16 protein-coding genes are annotated in these 16739 nt (G+C 48.1%); 1 reads left to right on the forward strand and 15 read right to left on the reverse strand.

Annotated features, from left to right (window positions below):
• Positions 1–29: 29 nt before the first annotated feature.
• From GA003_09880 to GA003_09910, 7 genes are all read right to left on the reverse strand, one after another.
• Complete coding sequence (locus GA003_09880) at positions 30–692, reverse strand: hypothetical protein (GenBank protein ID QXD30236.1); 663 nt, start codon at positions 690–692, stop codon at positions 30–32.
• Between the two features lie 9 nt (positions 693–701).
• Positions 702–1397 carry a HupE/UreJ family protein gene (locus tag GA003_09885; protein QXD30237.1) on the reverse strand — a complete coding sequence of 232 codons (696 nt, stop codon included), beginning with the start codon at positions 1395–1397 and terminating at the stop codon, positions 702–704.
• Positions 1384–1866 carry a hypothetical protein gene (locus tag GA003_09890; GenBank protein ID QXD30238.1) on the reverse strand — a complete coding sequence of 161 codons (483 nt, stop codon included), beginning with the start codon at positions 1864–1866 and terminating at the stop codon, positions 1384–1386. The genes GA003_09885 and GA003_09890 overlap by 14 nt, the downstream gene beginning before the upstream one ends.
• 11 nt (positions 1867–1877) lie before the next feature.
• A complete protein-coding gene (locus GA003_09895) occupies positions 1878–2339 on the reverse strand; it encodes a hypothetical protein (GenBank protein QXD30239.1) in 462 nt (153 codons plus the stop codon).
• Positions 2340–2403: 64 nt separating this feature from the next.
• On the reverse strand, positions 2404–3567 hold the full coding sequence (locus GA003_09900; protein ID QXD30240.1) for a hypothetical protein: 1164 nt from the start codon (positions 3565–3567) through the stop codon (positions 2404–2406).
• 43 nt (positions 3568–3610) lie between these two features.
• Positions 3611–4852: a hypothetical protein gene (locus GA003_09905; GenBank protein QXD30241.1), complete on the reverse strand. Its 1242-nt coding sequence runs from the start codon at positions 4850–4852 to the stop codon at positions 3611–3613.
• A gap of 100 nt (positions 4853–4952) precedes the next feature.
• Entirely contained in the window at positions 4953–6164 is a 1212-nt protein-coding gene (locus GA003_09910) for a hypothetical protein (GenBank protein QXD30242.1), read from the reverse strand.
• Positions 6165–6649: 485 nt separating this feature from the next.
• On the opposite strand from GA003_09910, the gene GA003_09915 reads away from it, so the two are divergent.
• Positions 6650–8425, forward strand: coding sequence for an arylsulfatase (locus GA003_09915; protein ID QXD30243.1), 1776 nt, complete (start codon positions 6650–6652; stop codon positions 8423–8425).
• Between the two features lie 17 nt (positions 8426–8442).
• Here the strand turns inward: GA003_09915 and GA003_09920 are convergent, their stop codons facing one another.
• From GA003_09920 to GA003_09955, 8 genes are all read right to left on the reverse strand, one after another.
• Positions 8443–9081, reverse strand: a complete 639-nt coding sequence (locus GA003_09920; protein QXD30244.1) for a malonic semialdehyde reductase — start codon at positions 9079–9081, stop codon at positions 8443–8445.
• A 76-nt stretch (positions 9082–9157) separates the two neighbouring features.
• Complete coding sequence (locus tag GA003_09925; GenBank protein QXD30245.1) at positions 9158–10369, reverse strand: 2-isopropylmalate synthase; 1212 nt, start codon at positions 10367–10369, stop codon at positions 9158–9160.
• A gap of 80 nt (positions 10370–10449) precedes the next feature.
• A complete protein-coding gene (locus GA003_09930; GenBank protein QXD30398.1) occupies positions 10450–10743 on the reverse strand; it encodes a hypothetical protein in 294 nt (97 codons plus the stop codon).
• A 118-nt stretch (positions 10744–10861) separates the two neighbouring features.
• The gene (locus GA003_09935) at positions 10862–11719 is read right to left on the reverse strand and encodes a hydroxyquinol 1,2-dioxygenase (GenBank protein QXD30246.1); all 858 of its coding nucleotides are present in this window, start codon (positions 11717–11719) and stop codon (positions 10862–10864) included.
• 31 nt (positions 11720–11750) lie between these two features.
• Positions 11751–13067: a TRAP transporter large permease gene (locus GA003_09940; protein QXD30247.1), complete on the reverse strand. Its 1317-nt coding sequence runs from the start codon at positions 13065–13067 to the stop codon at positions 11751–11753.
• A 4-nt stretch (positions 13068–13071) separates the two neighbouring features.
• On the reverse strand, positions 13072–13629 hold the full coding sequence (locus GA003_09945; GenBank protein QXD30248.1) for a TRAP transporter small permease: 558 nt from the start codon (positions 13627–13629) through the stop codon (positions 13072–13074).
• 6 nt (positions 13630–13635) lie between these two features.
• Positions 13636–14709 (reverse strand): C4-dicarboxylate TRAP transporter substrate-binding protein, encoded by a 1074-nt coding sequence (locus GA003_09950; protein ID QXD30249.1) that lies wholly within the window; start codon positions 14707–14709, stop codon positions 13636–13638.
• 221 nt (positions 14710–14930) lie between these two features.
• Positions 14931–16517, reverse strand: a complete 1587-nt coding sequence (locus GA003_09955; protein QXD30250.1) for an arylsulfatase — start codon at positions 16515–16517, stop codon at positions 14931–14933.
• Between the last annotated feature and the right edge of the window lie 222 nt (positions 16518–16739).

The raw sequence follows: 16739 nt of genomic DNA on the forward strand, positions 1-16739 counted from the left end.
GGAAAATTAGAGTTCGAGATTTAGGAAAACTAAAACTCGACGGTTTTGATAACCTTGCCGTCCACTGCTCGGTACATTTCTTTGTGCTCCGTCCAGTAACCACTAACATTTAAACGCACGGTAATCTCCGCCTCTTCCAGGTTCATAAGGTACCAGCCATGGTAGCCAGGAAAGGGAGTCGTGAAGGAACCACTCTGAGAGGTGCCTTCACCTTTGCTGTAGGCCTGCTCGAAACCTTCGGGATAATTAGGAGCATCTGCGGTTGAAGGATGGCCATGAAATTCAAAGTATACGCCATCGCTTTTAGCTCCCAAGACTTCCCACGAATAGACCAAGGTCGAGTCGGCCGGCATGATGAATTTGTGTTCCATTTCGCCAAAGTCCTCGATTTTCAAGTCGATGGTCTCCGTTCTAAAAGGAACTTCCTCGAGTTTTATTAGCCCTTGGATCGACTCTTCGATTCTCTCAGCCGTGACGTCATATTCGGCTATATTGAATTCCATGGTTTGCCCGAAGTCTTGTCCTGCAGCCGGCGCACTCTCCGACAATTTGCTAATGCTGGTTAAGCGGCCGAACCCGGTAGGATCGATCCCATACTCAGCGGGCAGAACGACCATTACTAACAGGATGACAGCGCCAAGGGCAGCCAATCCCAGTTTCTTTCCAATAGACCACGATGTTTTGTCAGTCATAATGTTACCTTAATAAATAAAATAGCCGGTTGCCTGTAGACCAAAAAAGATGAGGCCAGAGCCGAACAATAGAACATTTGCATTGCGTGAAACTGGCTCGAAGTCAGAGCGATCACGCAGCCAGGTCAGACCCATAAAGAGGAAGACGAGTCCAATCACCTGTCCGATTTCGACACCGATATTAAAGAAGATCATATTGGGCACCAATCCATCACTGGATAGCGTCAGATCCTGCAATTTGGTCGAAAGACCGAAACCGTGAACCAGACCAAAACCGAACACAGCCAGCTTGGGATCGATGAAACGAATGGAACCCAGGTTTTCCAGAGCCTTGTAACAAATCGAAAGACCAATGATCGCATCGATAAAATAAGGACTGATGTGGATGTGTGCTAATACTCCGAACAAGAGTGTAATAGAATGGCCGATGGCAAAGAGACTGACGAACTTTACGACGTCGGTCAGTTTTCCCAGATAGAAAATGACTCCTGCTAGATAGAGCAGATGATCGTAGCCGGTGACCATGTGTTTGGCACCGAGATACATGAAAGGACCGGCCCAGACTCCCTCGGCCCTAGCCAGGAAACTTTGATCTCCTTCAGCTACCCCATGAGCGAAAGCTTGGTTGAGCAAAATCAATCCTACGAAGGACAGGAAGATCGATCGCGCATCGATCGCTCTGGTGCTGTTCTTAATATTCCACATAGGGAATGATACGCCCAAATACGATTACACAGGTCCAGAGGATCAGCGAAAGAGCTGCAACGAAACGAGCCCCGCCAGATAGATCTTTTCCCTCGAGCCCTTGTAAGATCTGAGGGCGTATTCGCCACATGTAATAGACGACATTTAGCCCGGCTATCACGATCAGGATCATTTTGATACGAAAGGCAATATTCGGTAAATAACGATCCGGGTCTCCGATTATGAAAATAATCCCGGTGATCAAATTGATAATGAACCCAACCATCGCTGAAACCATAAAGATTTCGACTCGGATAAGAGGCACAGCACGTGCGACACCCAAAGCTCGAAGATCAAAGATGATAACAGACCCCAGTAGTAGGCACAGACCAAAGAAATGGAATATTTCCAAGGTAGGCCAAAGCCAGGCCTCCGACATAATGTATTTATTGAGCGCAGTGCTATTCAGCCATTGAATAAGTGTTTCCATATCTCAGTCCTCTATGAAAAATACCCAATTAGACGTCCCGCAATGAGTGCCACTGCCCAAGCCACAACAGAGCCTGCGGCAATTCCGCGATGTGCTCCGGAGATCTCACCGTCACCCTTCACACATACTTTCACTAACCACCAGGTTAGCATCAATCCAATCACCACCCCAATTAATTTGATATGGAAGGCCGTGTTGTAAAAAAGAGTCGAAGCACTACCCATAAAAAGAGCCGCGCCTGATAACAGGTTTAAAATGAATCCGTAGACTGCGACGTTCCAATAGGGATCCAAAGCAGTAACCGGAATTTCCCTACCAAACCCCAAAGCCCTGAAGGCCAGTATCAACGATACGCCGACCAGAACCGCCATCCCAACTGCGTGCAAGGACAGCACAATCGGATATCCCCATTGGGAACTCGAGACGAGCATCCCAATTTTAGAATCTTCTATCCACCACAATATTTCTTCCATTCGAAATTCAGCCTACCGTTAATTTATCATATGACGTATCCATCTATCAGGTACTGCGCATCATTTATTGTGTATCGTCCTTCAATTCTTCGCATTCGTATGGAATGAACTTGTCGGCCGTATACAAGGATGAGTTTGAGCCCGAATAGGATTCGGCTAGGTAGACCGGATCAACGACCTTGTATTCGCGTGTTAATTCTTTACCATCCTTACTCATGGTGAAGCGTTCTGTGATTTCCATCTGGTCACCGTGCCGAACGCCTCCTCTAGATCCTCTAGGAGCTTGCAGAAATCCTGGCTTAAAACCTTTTGTTTGGACGACCAGGGTATCCCCTTCCCATCTACCAATGGAGTAGCCTGCGGCACTAGGTTCAATGCTATCAGGAAAGTCTCCGACCAAATGAATGGTGCGCACCAGGTCCATAAAGCCGTAGCTGATCACGATGGTAGATCCCGTTTGCTCGATCTTGTTCATCATCTGGTCAAAGGCATAATCGAAAATGATATTGGTCGGTTCACAATTGAATCGCGGATTATCGTCTCCAGAGTAGTTAGCTGCGTCATCTTGTCCGATCTGCGTAGGTACATATCGTGTTCGCGACCGGCCACCTCCGCCTCCGGGCCTTCCCTGGTTTCCCACGGGCGGAAGTATCTCCACGCGTTGAGTGGATCCGTCAATTGAGAGATCCAATTCTGGCGGAGGTCCATCAGCTCTGGGCGTAGGATCGAATGGTGGTGGACCATCTCGTACGGGTTCCGACCAGTTTCCCGCCAAATTAGGAGTTCCATCTTCACGCGTGAGATCACGCTCACCAAGGACGACATTTCCTGATGCGTCTAATGCCTGGTAGCGAGCGACGACTGTGCCGTCTTCAAAAGTAATCGTCTCGGTATAAACTGTTTTTGGATCACGTCGATCTGGTGATCCAAATATCTCAATGGTGCTACCAATAGCAAACATGTCAGTGGTCCAACCCTTGCGTTTGAGCAAGCTGCCAGAACGCAATTCACAGCGCCACTGCTCCTCTTTGCCTGCATCGTTGGTTACCTTGAAGTAGACGTATGCATGGGGGTTCACAAAGCGAACCCGGTTCACAACTCCTTTCACTCTCAGGACTTGCTCCAGGTCAAACTGCCCGGTGATACCATGGTGCGCTACCGCGGTAGACGATAAAAACGACATGCTCAGCAAGAATGCAAGCAATCCGGTGATAAAAATTCGCTTCATGGTCATTATCTGGTTTGGTGGGAAATAGTGCTCAGCAAATCCCTTACTGCTGCATATCGTCTTTCAACTCCTCACATTCTGTTGGAATGTACGGATCACTGGTATAGACGGATTGATTCCTATGTGAGCTGGGTTCGGCCAGGTAAACAGGGTCTAGCACAGTATATTCGCGAACTAATTCGGAGCCGTCATCACTCATAGTGAAGCGTTCAGTAATTTCCATCTGGTCACTATGTCGAACGCAGCTATTTCGATTACCTCCAGGTGCTTGAAGAAATCCTGGCTTAAAGCCTTTGGTTTGAACGACCAAAGTATTGCCTTCCCATTTTCCTACGGAATAACCTGCGACACTGGGTTCAATTTGATCAGGAAAGTCACCAACCAGGTGAATGGTACGAACCATGTCCATAAAACCGTAAGTTATTACAATCCCCGAGCCTGTTTGTTCGATCTTGTTGATCATTTGATCGAAGTCATAATCAAAGATAATATTAGTTGGTTGACAATTGAACCTAGGATTCTGATCTCCCGAATAATCGTCGGACTCATCTATGCCAATTTGTGTCATCACAAAAGGTGCTGGTCTGGCAGGACCGCCAGCTCCTCGACCAGGGCCTCCTCGGCCTCCCGGACCTCCTTGGCCTCTTTGACCCTCAGCTCTTGGACCACCGCCTCTTTGCGGACGATTCATAGACGGAGGAGCGGCAACTCTTATCGGAGTGCCGTCAGCTGACAGTTCAATGCCTTTGGGAGGTCCATCCGCTCTTGGAAGTGCACCACGGGGTCCTGGGGCATCTCTTTGAGGCGTGGACCAGTTACCAGCTAAATTAGGCGTTCCATCTTCACGTGTGAGGTCACGTTCCCCGATGACGATGTTTCCAGACTTATCTAATACGTCATAGCGTGCGATAACAGAGCCATCTTCAAAGGTAATGGTTTCAGTATAAACCGTCTTAGGATCACGACGATCTGGTGATCCAAAAATTTTAATTTTGGTTCCTGGCTTGAACATATCTGTGGTCCAACCTTTGCGCTTAAGTAAGCTGCCTGCCCGCAACTCGCAACGCCATTGCTCCTCCTTCCCTTGATCGTTCGTGACTTTGAAATAGAGGTAGGCATGCGGGTTCACAAATCGAACGCGATTCACCACACCTGTTACGGTCAATATCTGCTCAAGATCGAACTGCCCTGAAACACCGTGGTGGGCCACCGCAGTAGAGGGAAGAGATATTAGGCTGCACGAGAGTGCAAGTAAGGCGGCTATGGATGTTTGCTTTATAGTCATGTTTATAGTTTTTCAGGTATCATTGTTAGTCGAGCCAAGTTTAATCTAAACGAACTGAAATGCAGTTAGTTCTCAGGTTGTGTATCAGTCACCTCGATACCTAGTTCTGCATGTCATCTTTCAGCTCTACGCACTCGTAAGTGATGAACGCCTCGGTCGTGTGCTGGGACGCATTTGAACCCTTGTAGGGTTCTGCCAGGTAAATGGGATCTACCACTGTATAGTCACGGGTCAACTCATTGCCATCTTCACTCATAGTGAAGCGCTCGGTGATGACCATCTGATCGCTGTGGCGAACCGCTGTTCTGGCACGGCCACCAACAGCTCGAAGGAATCCTGGTTTAAATCCTTTGGTTGTAACAACCAGAGTATCACCTTCCCATTTACCAAGAGAATAGCCTGCCAAACTGGGTTCAATCTCATTGGGAAAGCCACCAACTAAATGAATCGTCCGCACCAGGTCCATAAAACCGTAGGAAAAGATGATTCCAGCTCCGGTTTGCTCTATTTTATTGATCATCTGATCCTTTGCATAATCAAGGATAATGTTGGTGGGCTGACAGTTGAATTGAGGATTCTGCTCCTCCGTATAATCGTCCTGCTCATCGATGGCAATCTGGGTCAACACGTAGGGTGAAGGGCGAGGTCTTCCACCACCTCCACCACCCCGGGGCCGTCCACCGCCACCACCGCCTCCGGCTGCTTGAGGTCGACCAGTTGGAGGAGGTAAACCTACCCTTACCGGGGAGCCATCTGGAGCGAGGTTGAGATCCGCTGTCGGTCCATCTGCTCTTGGGCGTGGACCTTGAGGTGGAGGGCTATCTCTTACAATTTCTGACCAATTTCCTGCTAAATTCGGTGTACCGTCTTCTCGTTTGAGATCACGCTCTCCAACCATAATATTCCCTGACTTGTCCAGTGCATCATAACGAGCGAGAACCGAACCATCTTCAAAGGTTATGGTTTCAGTATAGACCGTCTTTGGATCACGACGATCCGGTGAACCAAATAATTTGATGGTGGAACCAACTGGAAACATATCTGTTGTCCAACCTTTGCGCTTAAGCAAACTGCCCGAACGTAATTCGCAGCGCCACTGCTCCTCCTTGCCTTGGCTATTGCTCACTTTGAAATAGACATAGGAATGTGGGTTTACAAAACGCACGCGGTTGACTTTGCCTGTCACGGTTAAAACCTGCTCCAGGTCGAATTGTCCAGTGACTCCATGGTGTGCCACTGCGGTTGAGGGTAATACCAATAGACTGCAAAGAGAGGTAAGCGCAGCTGCGATAAGAGTATATATGATCCTCATATTGTTTGTACTTGGGTGTATAGTCTGTGATTGAGTCTGATCTGAAGACGAGAAGTCCCCACTAGCGTTAACGATCGTCAGCGTAGTCCGATTTCGAGACCTGAAGAGATACTTTTTAAACGACCAGATCTGGTAAAGGTTACATCCAGAGAATGAAAATTTGGCTGAACAGTCTGTAGTGCGTATGTTGGTACTGAATCCGTGTCTTTACCAACTATTCGTTCCTGCTCCCTCATATCATTCACCGGTTTCTCCTCGGCACCTCTAATCTCTTTTCAGGAAAGTCTCTTAGCAAGCAGAAAACCTCCGAAAGACGAGGCTTTAGAATTACAACTGGACCGATATTGATGAATCTTTGGGCATTCCTTCTGGACTCCATACTTTTTGTCAGCAGACTAAATGTATAGCATCTTCGCAATAGAGCTCAACTATTACGCAGATACTTGTACAATCGTCTTAAAACCAATTAACCCAGGGTTACCTCTATGAAAAAACATCTGCTTGTTTGTGCACTCGTATGCGCGCTAACTTTCTTCTTTTCGGCATGCAATGGCGGACAAAGCGGGGACAACGCCTCGAGCACCAATACCTTGGCTGAAATCAAAGGCTCTCAACCGAATATCCTATTCATCGTTGCCGATGACCTTGGCTACACTGACCTGGGCGTATATGGTGGAGAAATTGAAACGCCACACTTGGACCAGCTTGCGCGAGCCGGCCTCATTCTTACCGATTTCCACAACGAAGCGGTCTGCGGGCCCACTCGCGCTTCCATTATGGCAGGAACCGACAATCGTAATGCGGGTGGCGCCATGCACCAAACGGCTAATCAAATCGGTGTGCCAGGATACGAATCTCATTTAAGTCGGGACGTAGTGCCTTTCTCAGACCTACTGCAACAGAGCGGCTACAATACCTATTTTCTTGGGAAATGGCATTTGGGCAGCGAACCAGCCCTACTGCCAACTGCGCGTGGGTTTAACCGATCGTATTCCTTGATGGAAGGCTTCGCCAGTCACTTTCATGATATGGGTCGTTTTCGCCCCGACCAACTGGGCACTTACTTTGCAGATGGAAAGAAGGTCGATGAACTGCCGAAAGATTTTTTCTCAACAGACTTTTATACGGACCTATTGATTGAGTATCTGGATAAGGACGCTGATAGCGGGAAGCCCTGGTTTGCCTATATGGCTTACACCGCACCTCATTGGCCCCTTCAAGCACCCGACGAGTATATTGATAAATACAAGGGCATGTATGATAAAGGTTACGAGGTACTACGTGAACAACGTATTGTCCGTGGAAAAGAACTCGGAGTGATCCCCGAGGAAGCAGTCATGTATCCCCGTCTAAAATCGGTTCCTGCCTGGGACAATCTCACCTCAGAAGAAAAAGCAGTCGCTTCAAGAGAAATGGAAATTTATGCGGCGATGGTCGACGGCATCGACCAGAACGTAGGACGACTTTTGGATCACCTGAAGGCGATCGACGAATATGAAGACACCCTGATCATTTTCATCTCTGACAATGGTGCAGAAGGTATTGATCGAGGAGGCCCAGCTCGTGGTTGGGATAACAGCTTAGAAAATTTGGGGCGTATTAACTCCTACATTTATTACGGTGAAAAATGGGCTCAAGCCGGCGTGGGTGTCGGGCGCTATTTCAAATCCCATAGCTCTGAAGGAGGATCACTCGGCCCTGCATTTTTCTACCATAAGGACATGACCAAGAAAGGTCAGTTGAACGATAAGTTTATGGGCGTAGTCGATTTCTATCCAACTTTTGTAGAACTAGCCGGGGGCAGCCACTTGAAAACGGGTAGCAACGGAAAACCTATCCATGAGGTGCAAGGACATTCCCTGTTGCCTGTCCTTTTTGGTGACGCTGATTCAGTCCGTCCGGATGACTTCACCTACGGTTGGGAAGTGTTTGGACATCGAGCATTACGCAAAGGGGATTATAAATTGGTGTGGTTAACATCCAAGGCTACCGAAGGCGGACAGAAGGTACCTGAGTTGGCTGATCAATGGGGTCTCTTTGACCTTTCCGTCGATCCGGGTGAAACCAATGACCTCTCTGAGGCGATGCCGGAAATCAGAGCAGACCTTCTGAAGTCCTGGGATACTTACGTGGCGGACAATGGAATTGTATTACCGATCGGCCTTCCTCCACGTCCTGGAGGCGGTGGTCCTCGGCCCGGCGGTGGTCCTGGAGCTCGTGGACCTCGGGGTGGTCCTCCACCAGGTGGCCCAGGAGACTAGTTTTGCAGGAGCTGCTGTTACAAGATTTCCGCTACCTCATCGAAATCCATTCGCGGGCCGCGCGGATGTAAGCCTTCCGTTTCTCCGTAACCGAGACAGCAAAGGAAGTTCGACTTGTAACGTCCGTCAGCAAAGAACTCCTTATCGATGATGTCATTGTGGAAGCCGGAGATGCCATTGACGTCTAAACCGAGGGCACGGGCAGCTAGCATGAAGTAGGCCCCTTGAAGTGAGCTATTACGGAAGGCAGTTGATTCGGCTTTCTCAGGATTATCCCTATACAAGCCACTCACATCCTTTATTGGAAACAACTTTGGCAAATACTCAAAAAATTGAGTATCATAAGCAATGATAGCCACTACCGGAGATACTTTTACCTTGGGAATATTCCCTTCGTGTAAAGACGGAATCGTACGACTGATGGCTTCTTCACTTTTCAGAAACAAATAACGCGCAGGATTGGAATTCTGCGAAGTAGGTCCCCACTTCATCACCTCATACAATTCCCGAAGAACAGAATTCTCTACCTCGCGATCTTGCCACTTCTTGAAGGAACGAGCATTTCGAAATAATAAGTCCAGACCATTGTGATCCAAATTTTGGATACGGTCTCTCAGGTTTTTAATAGCGTCGCCAGGCGTCGAGTTCTCAGACATAGTTTTAAAAAATCAATGCTAGTGTTCTTAATGCCACCGAAATGAAACTTGGTGGGTTGAACCAGTGAAGAACAACCTAAGTAACATTGGCTAAGATTTCTTTGAACTCGTCGTTAGTCAGAATTCGCTTTTTAGCAATCCCCGCCTGTTTGACCTCGGCCAACAATTGCGTGATCTGCTCATCACTCACGCCGTCAATACCGAGTTCATTCAGCTTATAGATAATCGATGCCTTACCACTTTTCTTACCCAATACGATATCGCCGGTTCTACCAGTTAGTGCCGGGTGCGTGCCGAACATAGCCAGCGGCTTCTCGACAACCAAGTTAACGCCGATACCAGATTCGCGTGTAAAGTTCCTGTCTCCCAGAATGGGTTTATTCAAGGCGTAGGGAATGCCGGTGATGTCTGCCAAAAGATTTCCAAGTTCAGGCAATTTCGCCAGATCGTATTTTGTTTCGTACCCGTAGAGTAGTTCGAGGCAGAGAATTAGCTCCTCAAGGGCAGCATTACCGGTTCGTTCACCGAGTCCACCGACACAACTGTGGACACAAGTGGCGCCAACCGTGACGGCTGCCAGCTCAGTAGCAACGCCCGTTCCGAAATCATTGTGCGTGTGGATCTCAACGGGAAGCCCCGTAAGTCCATTGACCTTTTGCACCAAGTACTTAATCGCTTCAGGAGTCGCACAGCCCATCGTGTCTACCACGCCAATCGAATCCGGCGAGGAATGCTTCATAATGCCGGTGAGCAGATTAGTCAGGTCATCTTCGCGAGCCCGTGTCGTATCGTAGGGAAAGAAGACAGCGTGGAGTCCTTTTTCTTTGGCGTAATTGATCACATCCGCACTCTTTTTTAGGACGTCTTCCCAGGTCCAATTAAATTGGTATTTGAGCTTCGGATAACCAATGGGTACTTCGATGATCACACCGTCGGCTCCACATTCGACTGCTCTGTCGATATCGGCATTCATAGCACGAGCGAAGGTATAAATTTTGGCGTCAAGACCCAGAGCGGAAATTTGCTTAATCGCTTCAAAATCCTGTGGAGAAACCGCTGGCATTCCAGCTTCGATCCGATCGATACCGACTTCGTCCAGCTTCTTTGCAATCGCAACTTTTTCTTCGACTGTAAAAACTAGCCCAGGTGTTTGCTCGCCATCTCGAAGGGTCGCATCGTGAATCTCCACCTTCTCTGGTAAATTGAGTTCACCTGTGACCTCTGGATGAAAGTTGTATGGGCTGACCCAATACTGGTCTTCTTTGTAATGTTTGCCGTGTTCGCTCATGGTTGTATATCTATGTTTTAAATTTGGTATGTCGATAATTGTCTCTCTATTGAGGCGGTCGGTTAACAAACCGCACTGAATTATATCAACTCTCGTTGCCCATTGGAATAGGTCACCTTGAGCGTGATCGATCCTTCGTTCATCATCCAGGGCCTGACTCGGAATGTGCGCGCCCCACTCTTATGCATGGGATCGTTCTCGGCTATGGACCGGGCCTCATCGATAGAGCTTGCGCGCAGGATAACCATCCCCTCGCCTTCCCATTCCTGCTCAGCATCATCCGCAAAAGGTCCGGCGGCGAATATCGAACCATTCGCCTCCAATTCCAATTGGTATTTGAGATGTTCCTGCAAGTGCTCCATGACCGCATCCATACCACCAGCTGGCTTGGTAAGAACTACATAGAGTTTTTTGGCTAAGAGACCCTTTGCTTTGACGTGCTCGTGATGTGCTTCCCAGGAAGATTGTGCCACTGTTTAGATGGGGTTGAGATTAGAGTGCTTCGAGGTCGAAATCGAAATCGACTTTATAGAAAGGAGATGGAATGCCGTACTTTTCAGCTTCTTCTTCAGAGGTGACCAACTTATACGGTACCGCCAGAGATTGACGGACACCGAACACAGCATCCTCCTCAATGTATTCGTCCTCTTCACAAAAAACTTCGGTTATCAGGTTGCGGTGCCCTTCCGCGCTCACTTTGTAGTGCAGATGGGACGGACGCCAGGCATGTCTCCCCTGCAAGTCGAGCATGCGACCCACCGGTCCATCGGTCGGAACTTTATAACTGACAGGCTTGATAGTGGTAAATTCGTAATAGCCGTCTTTGTTGGTCAGCATTTTGCAACGCAGGTTATTCTCCGGCTGTTCGGGATCCTGATTTTCGTAGAGCCCGTTGGCAGCGGTTTGCCATACGTCAATAATTGCGCCTTCGATCGGATCACCACCCAGTGTCCTGACGGTGCCTGAAACCACGGTAGGCTCCCCTTCACTGTCGCCGATCAAGTTGGTGCCAATTTCAACCATCTTCGAGCCCTCAATGTAAAAGGGCCCTAACACGCTCGCTTCTGTACCTCCATCGGGATTGCTGTTGATAATATCCACCAAGGACGAAATTCCCAGGGTATCAGATGTCAGGATAAATTCATTGCGCGTGGGTCCGGTGATTTGTCCCGTATCGTAGAGATATTCAATCGCGGCTTCCCATTCATCTTGAGTTAATTGAACATCCTTAACAAAGGCGTGCAGGTGGCGAATCAAGCTCGACATCACCTCTTTCGCCCGAGGTTCTTTGGTCCCATCGATGGCTTTAAGGACCGCATCGGTTATGTTACCTTCTGTAAGATTTTTCATAGAGTGTTATTCTGAATAATGGTCAGAGGTCTTAAAGAAAGACCAAGGAAAGAGAGGGAAAACTGATTATTAAAATGAGAACTGCCAACATGATCAGAGCAAATGGAAAGGCTCCGATAAATACATCTGATAATTTTATCTCCGGATCATTCAGCGAGCTATGAATCACAAAACAAGATACACCCAATGGTGGCGTTAGTAATCCGATCTCTGCACCGATGACTGTAACAATTCCAAACCACACCAAGTGGATATCCAAGGGTGTCAGAATGGGCAAAAAGAGAGGAACTATGATAAGAATAATGGACACCGTATCCAAGATGGTCCCCATGAGCACCAGGAGGATCACGTAAATAATCATGATCCCTACAAACCCGAATTCCTGGTGCTGAATCCATTCACTAAAGGTGGTTGGCAATCCAGCTATCCCCAGCATTCGGCTATACATGGAAGCAGCAATCAAGAGCAGCAGAATAGAGGCGGTAATATGACCGGTCTCTATAAGAACTTTCCAAAACCCCTTGAATGTTAAACGCCTTTTGGCGACGGCTACAATCAGAGCTCCTACTGCCCCAGCGGCACCAGCCTCAGTAGCGGTAAACCAGCCGGTGTAAATGCCGCCCAACACAATACCTACCAATAGAACGATAGGAAAAACCATACGTAGAATCTGCAAGCCGTTCAGCGACTGGCCTTGTTCTTCGACTTTCTCACTCCCGCTTTTCATGACCATCTTCGGGAAGAATGTGGCCATAGAAAGAATCGCCACTCCAAAGGCGACGGAAAGCAGTATTCCCGGAATCACACCAGCGATGAACATATGCCCCACCGATTGTTCGGTGATTATGGCATAGAGAATGAGCATCACACTTGGAGGGATTAACATGCCAAGAACAGAGCTACCGGCTACTACTCCCACTGTGAATCGCGGAGTATATCCGAATCGCTTCATTTCCGGAATCGACACTTTGGTAAACACCGATGCTGAGGCAATAGATGAGCCAGTAATCGATGCAAAGATGGCATTGGCCGCAACGGTTGCTATTCCCAATCCGCCTCGGAGTCTGCGAAAAATATAATTGGAGACCTCATAGATATCTCGACCCACCCCCGCATGACTGATCAACAGCCCCATTAAAGCAAACAAAGGAACCACCGCAAAGGTAGGCTCTGCAATGCTGTCTGCAGCAGCCAACGAAAGTAAGGAAATCGGCACGTCAATATCTCCACGCAGCATCCACACTCCGACAAAAGAGACCAAACCCAAGGCCACGGGAATGTACAATCCAGAGTAAATCAAGACGAGGATCAAGACTACCGAAAGTAAACCTATTTGAATTTCAGTCATTCCGCTAATCTATCTTGGTTACGGTTGCCGGTTCAGCCCTCGGCCTACTCAAATTTCTCTGAATGAAGACAACGAATTGCAGGAGCGTAACCGCACAGCCGATGACAATGATCAATTTAATCGGCCAAACCGGTGCAGTAAATACACCTTCGACACCTACATAGAAATCTGCTCGATAGGCTTCGAAAAAGAGCGGCACACTCCCCCAGAGTATCAGCCCCATGAATACTGCACCTAGTAGGTCGAACAGAGCTGCATGAAATTTACCAAAGGTGGGCCATTTCCTTCCAATGATATGAAAGAGTCCGTCCGACCGAGGTAAGCGTCCCTTGCGTGTCGCATCGCCCAACTGCAGAAACACAATACCAACAATGGAGAGCTCGACGATTTCGTTCACCCCATCAATGGGTGAATGGAAAAGCTTCCGACCAAAAGCATCCATATTGATCAGAATGGTCAGCACAAAAATCCAGACCGAACCGATACTATTTAGATTCGATAGGACAATTTCCAGGACCCGATCAAACTTACCGTTTGATCCTGTAGAACTTACGTCTTCCATAAATAATTACTCTCGATCCCAATGTCGGGAAATATCCTGCCCGTTGGCCCGCATGGTATCCATGTAGAACTTCAAGATCTCATGGCCAGGCAGTCCTTTTTCTTCAAGACCGTCAGCCCACTCTTTCGCAATATTGGGCATATTGATCGCCCATTGCTTGCGCTCTTCAGCCGACATTGCGGCAATCGTCCCACCATTCTCCTGAAAAATCTTAACACTTTCAGAGCCTTTGGATACGGCCAACTTCGCCACATGGTCCCGATAATCGATAGCTGTCTCAGCCAGGATATTCTGAACTTCTGGAGGTAGCTTTTCCCAAGACCGCTTATTGACCGTGATGGCCTTGGAATTCACGGTCCCCATGTCCGTTTGAAGCATATAAGGAGCAACCTCATGCATCTTAAAAGAAACGGCAGCTTCAGGCCAGATCATAGCCGCATCCACAACACCCGTGTTAATATTCTGAAAATAGGTCACGAGGCTCCCAGCTACCCCAGCCGAACCCAGGCCGTGCAGATAACGCAAGTTGGTACCAGCCCCGTTTATCTTTAGACCTTTAAAGTCGGATAAGCTTTGAATCGGTTCTTTGGAAAATACCTGATAGCTATCAAGCACTACCATGTTGGTTAAGTAAACCTGGTTGTAGGTATCCCAAGCCTCCTTCATTTCAGGGAATTTTCCAGCAATTTCATCTACTGTGCGTGCCACTAATTCCGGATCGGTTGTCACAAAAGGCGTGACATAAGCGATGGCTTGGATCGGCACTTTATCCTGATGAAAAACAGTAGTCACTACTCCGATATCCCCTAAGCCTTTCTGGAGTCCAGGTAGCACATTCCTAGTTTTAACAATCTGCCCACCCCAAGCCTGGTTCCACTTGATCTGGTAGGTCCCAGCGGATTCTAGGCGCTTTTCTACCTCCGGAATATAGTAATCGATAAACTCCTTCACCCACAGTGACTGGGTGGGATAGCCATCTACGACGGTCAATCGGATCGTTGATTGATCAGACTTGGAACATCCTAGCAGAGATACCAATGCAATTAATATGGAGACTTGGGTAATTATCTTTTTAGGCACCTAAATAAATTCCTTCTTTTTTTTAGTAAAACTACGCGGCATAAAAGCCTTGAGATATAAAATTCCTACAAGCGTTCGTTGCTTGAGAAGAGGATCATGTACCGCGTCTACGAAAGGTATGGAAAAGCAAATACATAGGGTCTGGCAAGCATACGTTTGATTGTCACAGCCCACCCTTACATCTAATCATCACCTTTTTTCTTCTCAAATTCTATGATCGATTAGCTTCCCGGCACGGTCTCGTGCAAGTGAATGATATTACCCTCTGCATCAACTGGCGGGGCTGAACGAGGAGGGCCTCCACGCCGACCACCAGCAGGTCCACCTTGACGACCGCCCGGTCTTCCACCTGTAGCTTCAACTCCGGGTCTTCCACCGGGGCCTCCCTGGCCAGCGGCCTGACGACCGCCACCACGTCCTCCGCGACCTCCACCTCGTGCGCGGAAGGGAGCTTCACTTATCAAAGCGGCCCATTCTGCATTTTCAGCCATCAGCTGCTTAATCACCTCAGGATGTGCGTCTGCAACATTGCTAGTTTCATTGGGGTCTTCATAAATTTTGAAGAGCTCTACCAATTCCAGAGGGCCATTTTGAGGTGCGTTCTTATTAATATTACTATGAACCAATTTAAAATCGCCTGAATGAACTGAATAGCCAGTTCCGGTTCCTATGACGATATCCGTGTTGCGGGGACGAGTCTTCCCTGATTGCAATGTGTCCCACACGCTCTCCCCATCGAACGGTGATCTCAAATTGGTCTCCAGCCCAATGGCATCAACAAGAGTGGGAAACAAGTCGTAAACAACCATGGGCTGCTCACTCCGAATACCAGCGGGAATTTTACCTGGCCAGCGAATGACTGCGGGCATGCGTGTACCTCCTTCGTAAAGCTGGCCTTTCTGCCCTCTGAAGCCACCATTATCACCGACAGGCCCCGCGCCGTTGTCTGAAAAGAACATCACAATCGTATTATCCCGCATGCCTTCGTCATCGATTGTTTTGAGGATATTACCAATAGCCACATCCAGTACCTCAACCATGGCACAATAAGTACGGCGACTCTCATCCTCGACATGGGCATACTTATCTACATACGCCTGAGGCGCTTGAAAGGGAGTATGAGGAGCTGTGAACGCCACGTATGAAAAAAACGGTTTCGAAGGATCTCGGTCGCGAATCAGCCGGCTGACTTCGTTGCCAAACAAATAAGTCATGTAGCCATTCTCGAAGACGGTTTTCCCATCCCGGGCCCAATCCTTTGAACCCCCACGGCCATGGTGTGTCCAGTAGTCCGGAAAGGCCTCAAGCGAACCATACGTATGATCGAAGCCGCGATTGATTGGAAAGTCTCGCACGTGAGTATGGCCAAGATGCCACTTACCAGCAGTCATGGTCACATAGCCCGCATTTTTAAAAGCCTGGTTCATGAGCTGGTCGTCATGAGTCAGTGTATGGTCCCCCGAATCAGAATCGAAAGGCATAAAGACTTTGTGACGCATGGAAATATGCCCAGTTAAGAGCGAGGTTCGCGTAGGCGAGCAAATCGGGTAGGTATAAAATCGATTCAGTTCCATTCCATCTTTGACAAGCTGATCGATATTCGGCGTCGCCATTTCGCCACCATGGTAGCCCACATCTCCCCATCCCTGATCATCAGAAACAAGAAGAATCACATTTGGCTTGGTGTCTGCGGCAGATAAAATGGAAACGGAGATCGAAGCGATGAGTCCAAGCATTAAATATAGGGTCAGCCACTTGAACGAGTAGTAGTGCGGCCAATGCCTCGGGGTAAAGAGAGCAGTTTGCATAGTAGGTTTGAGAATCAAGAAATCCAAGGAAGCATTGGTAGCAAGTGCAATCCGAGCAACCATTACCTCAATTAGTAGTTAGAGAAAATGCGGTAGAGTCTGATAAGAATTTGTGTAGGTCCTAGAAGTAACGCATTTTTGGACCCCTGAGGTTACAGGAATATATTTTTTTCAGATATCCGCTGCAGTTATCTTATAAATACGATTAGAATGAGAAAACAA

The sequence above is a fragment of the Opitutia bacterium ISCC 52 genome, from assembly GCA_014529675.2.
In the GTDB taxonomy this organism is placed as follows: Bacteria; Verrucomicrobiota; Verrucomicrobiia; order Opitutales; family UBA2995; genus UBA2995.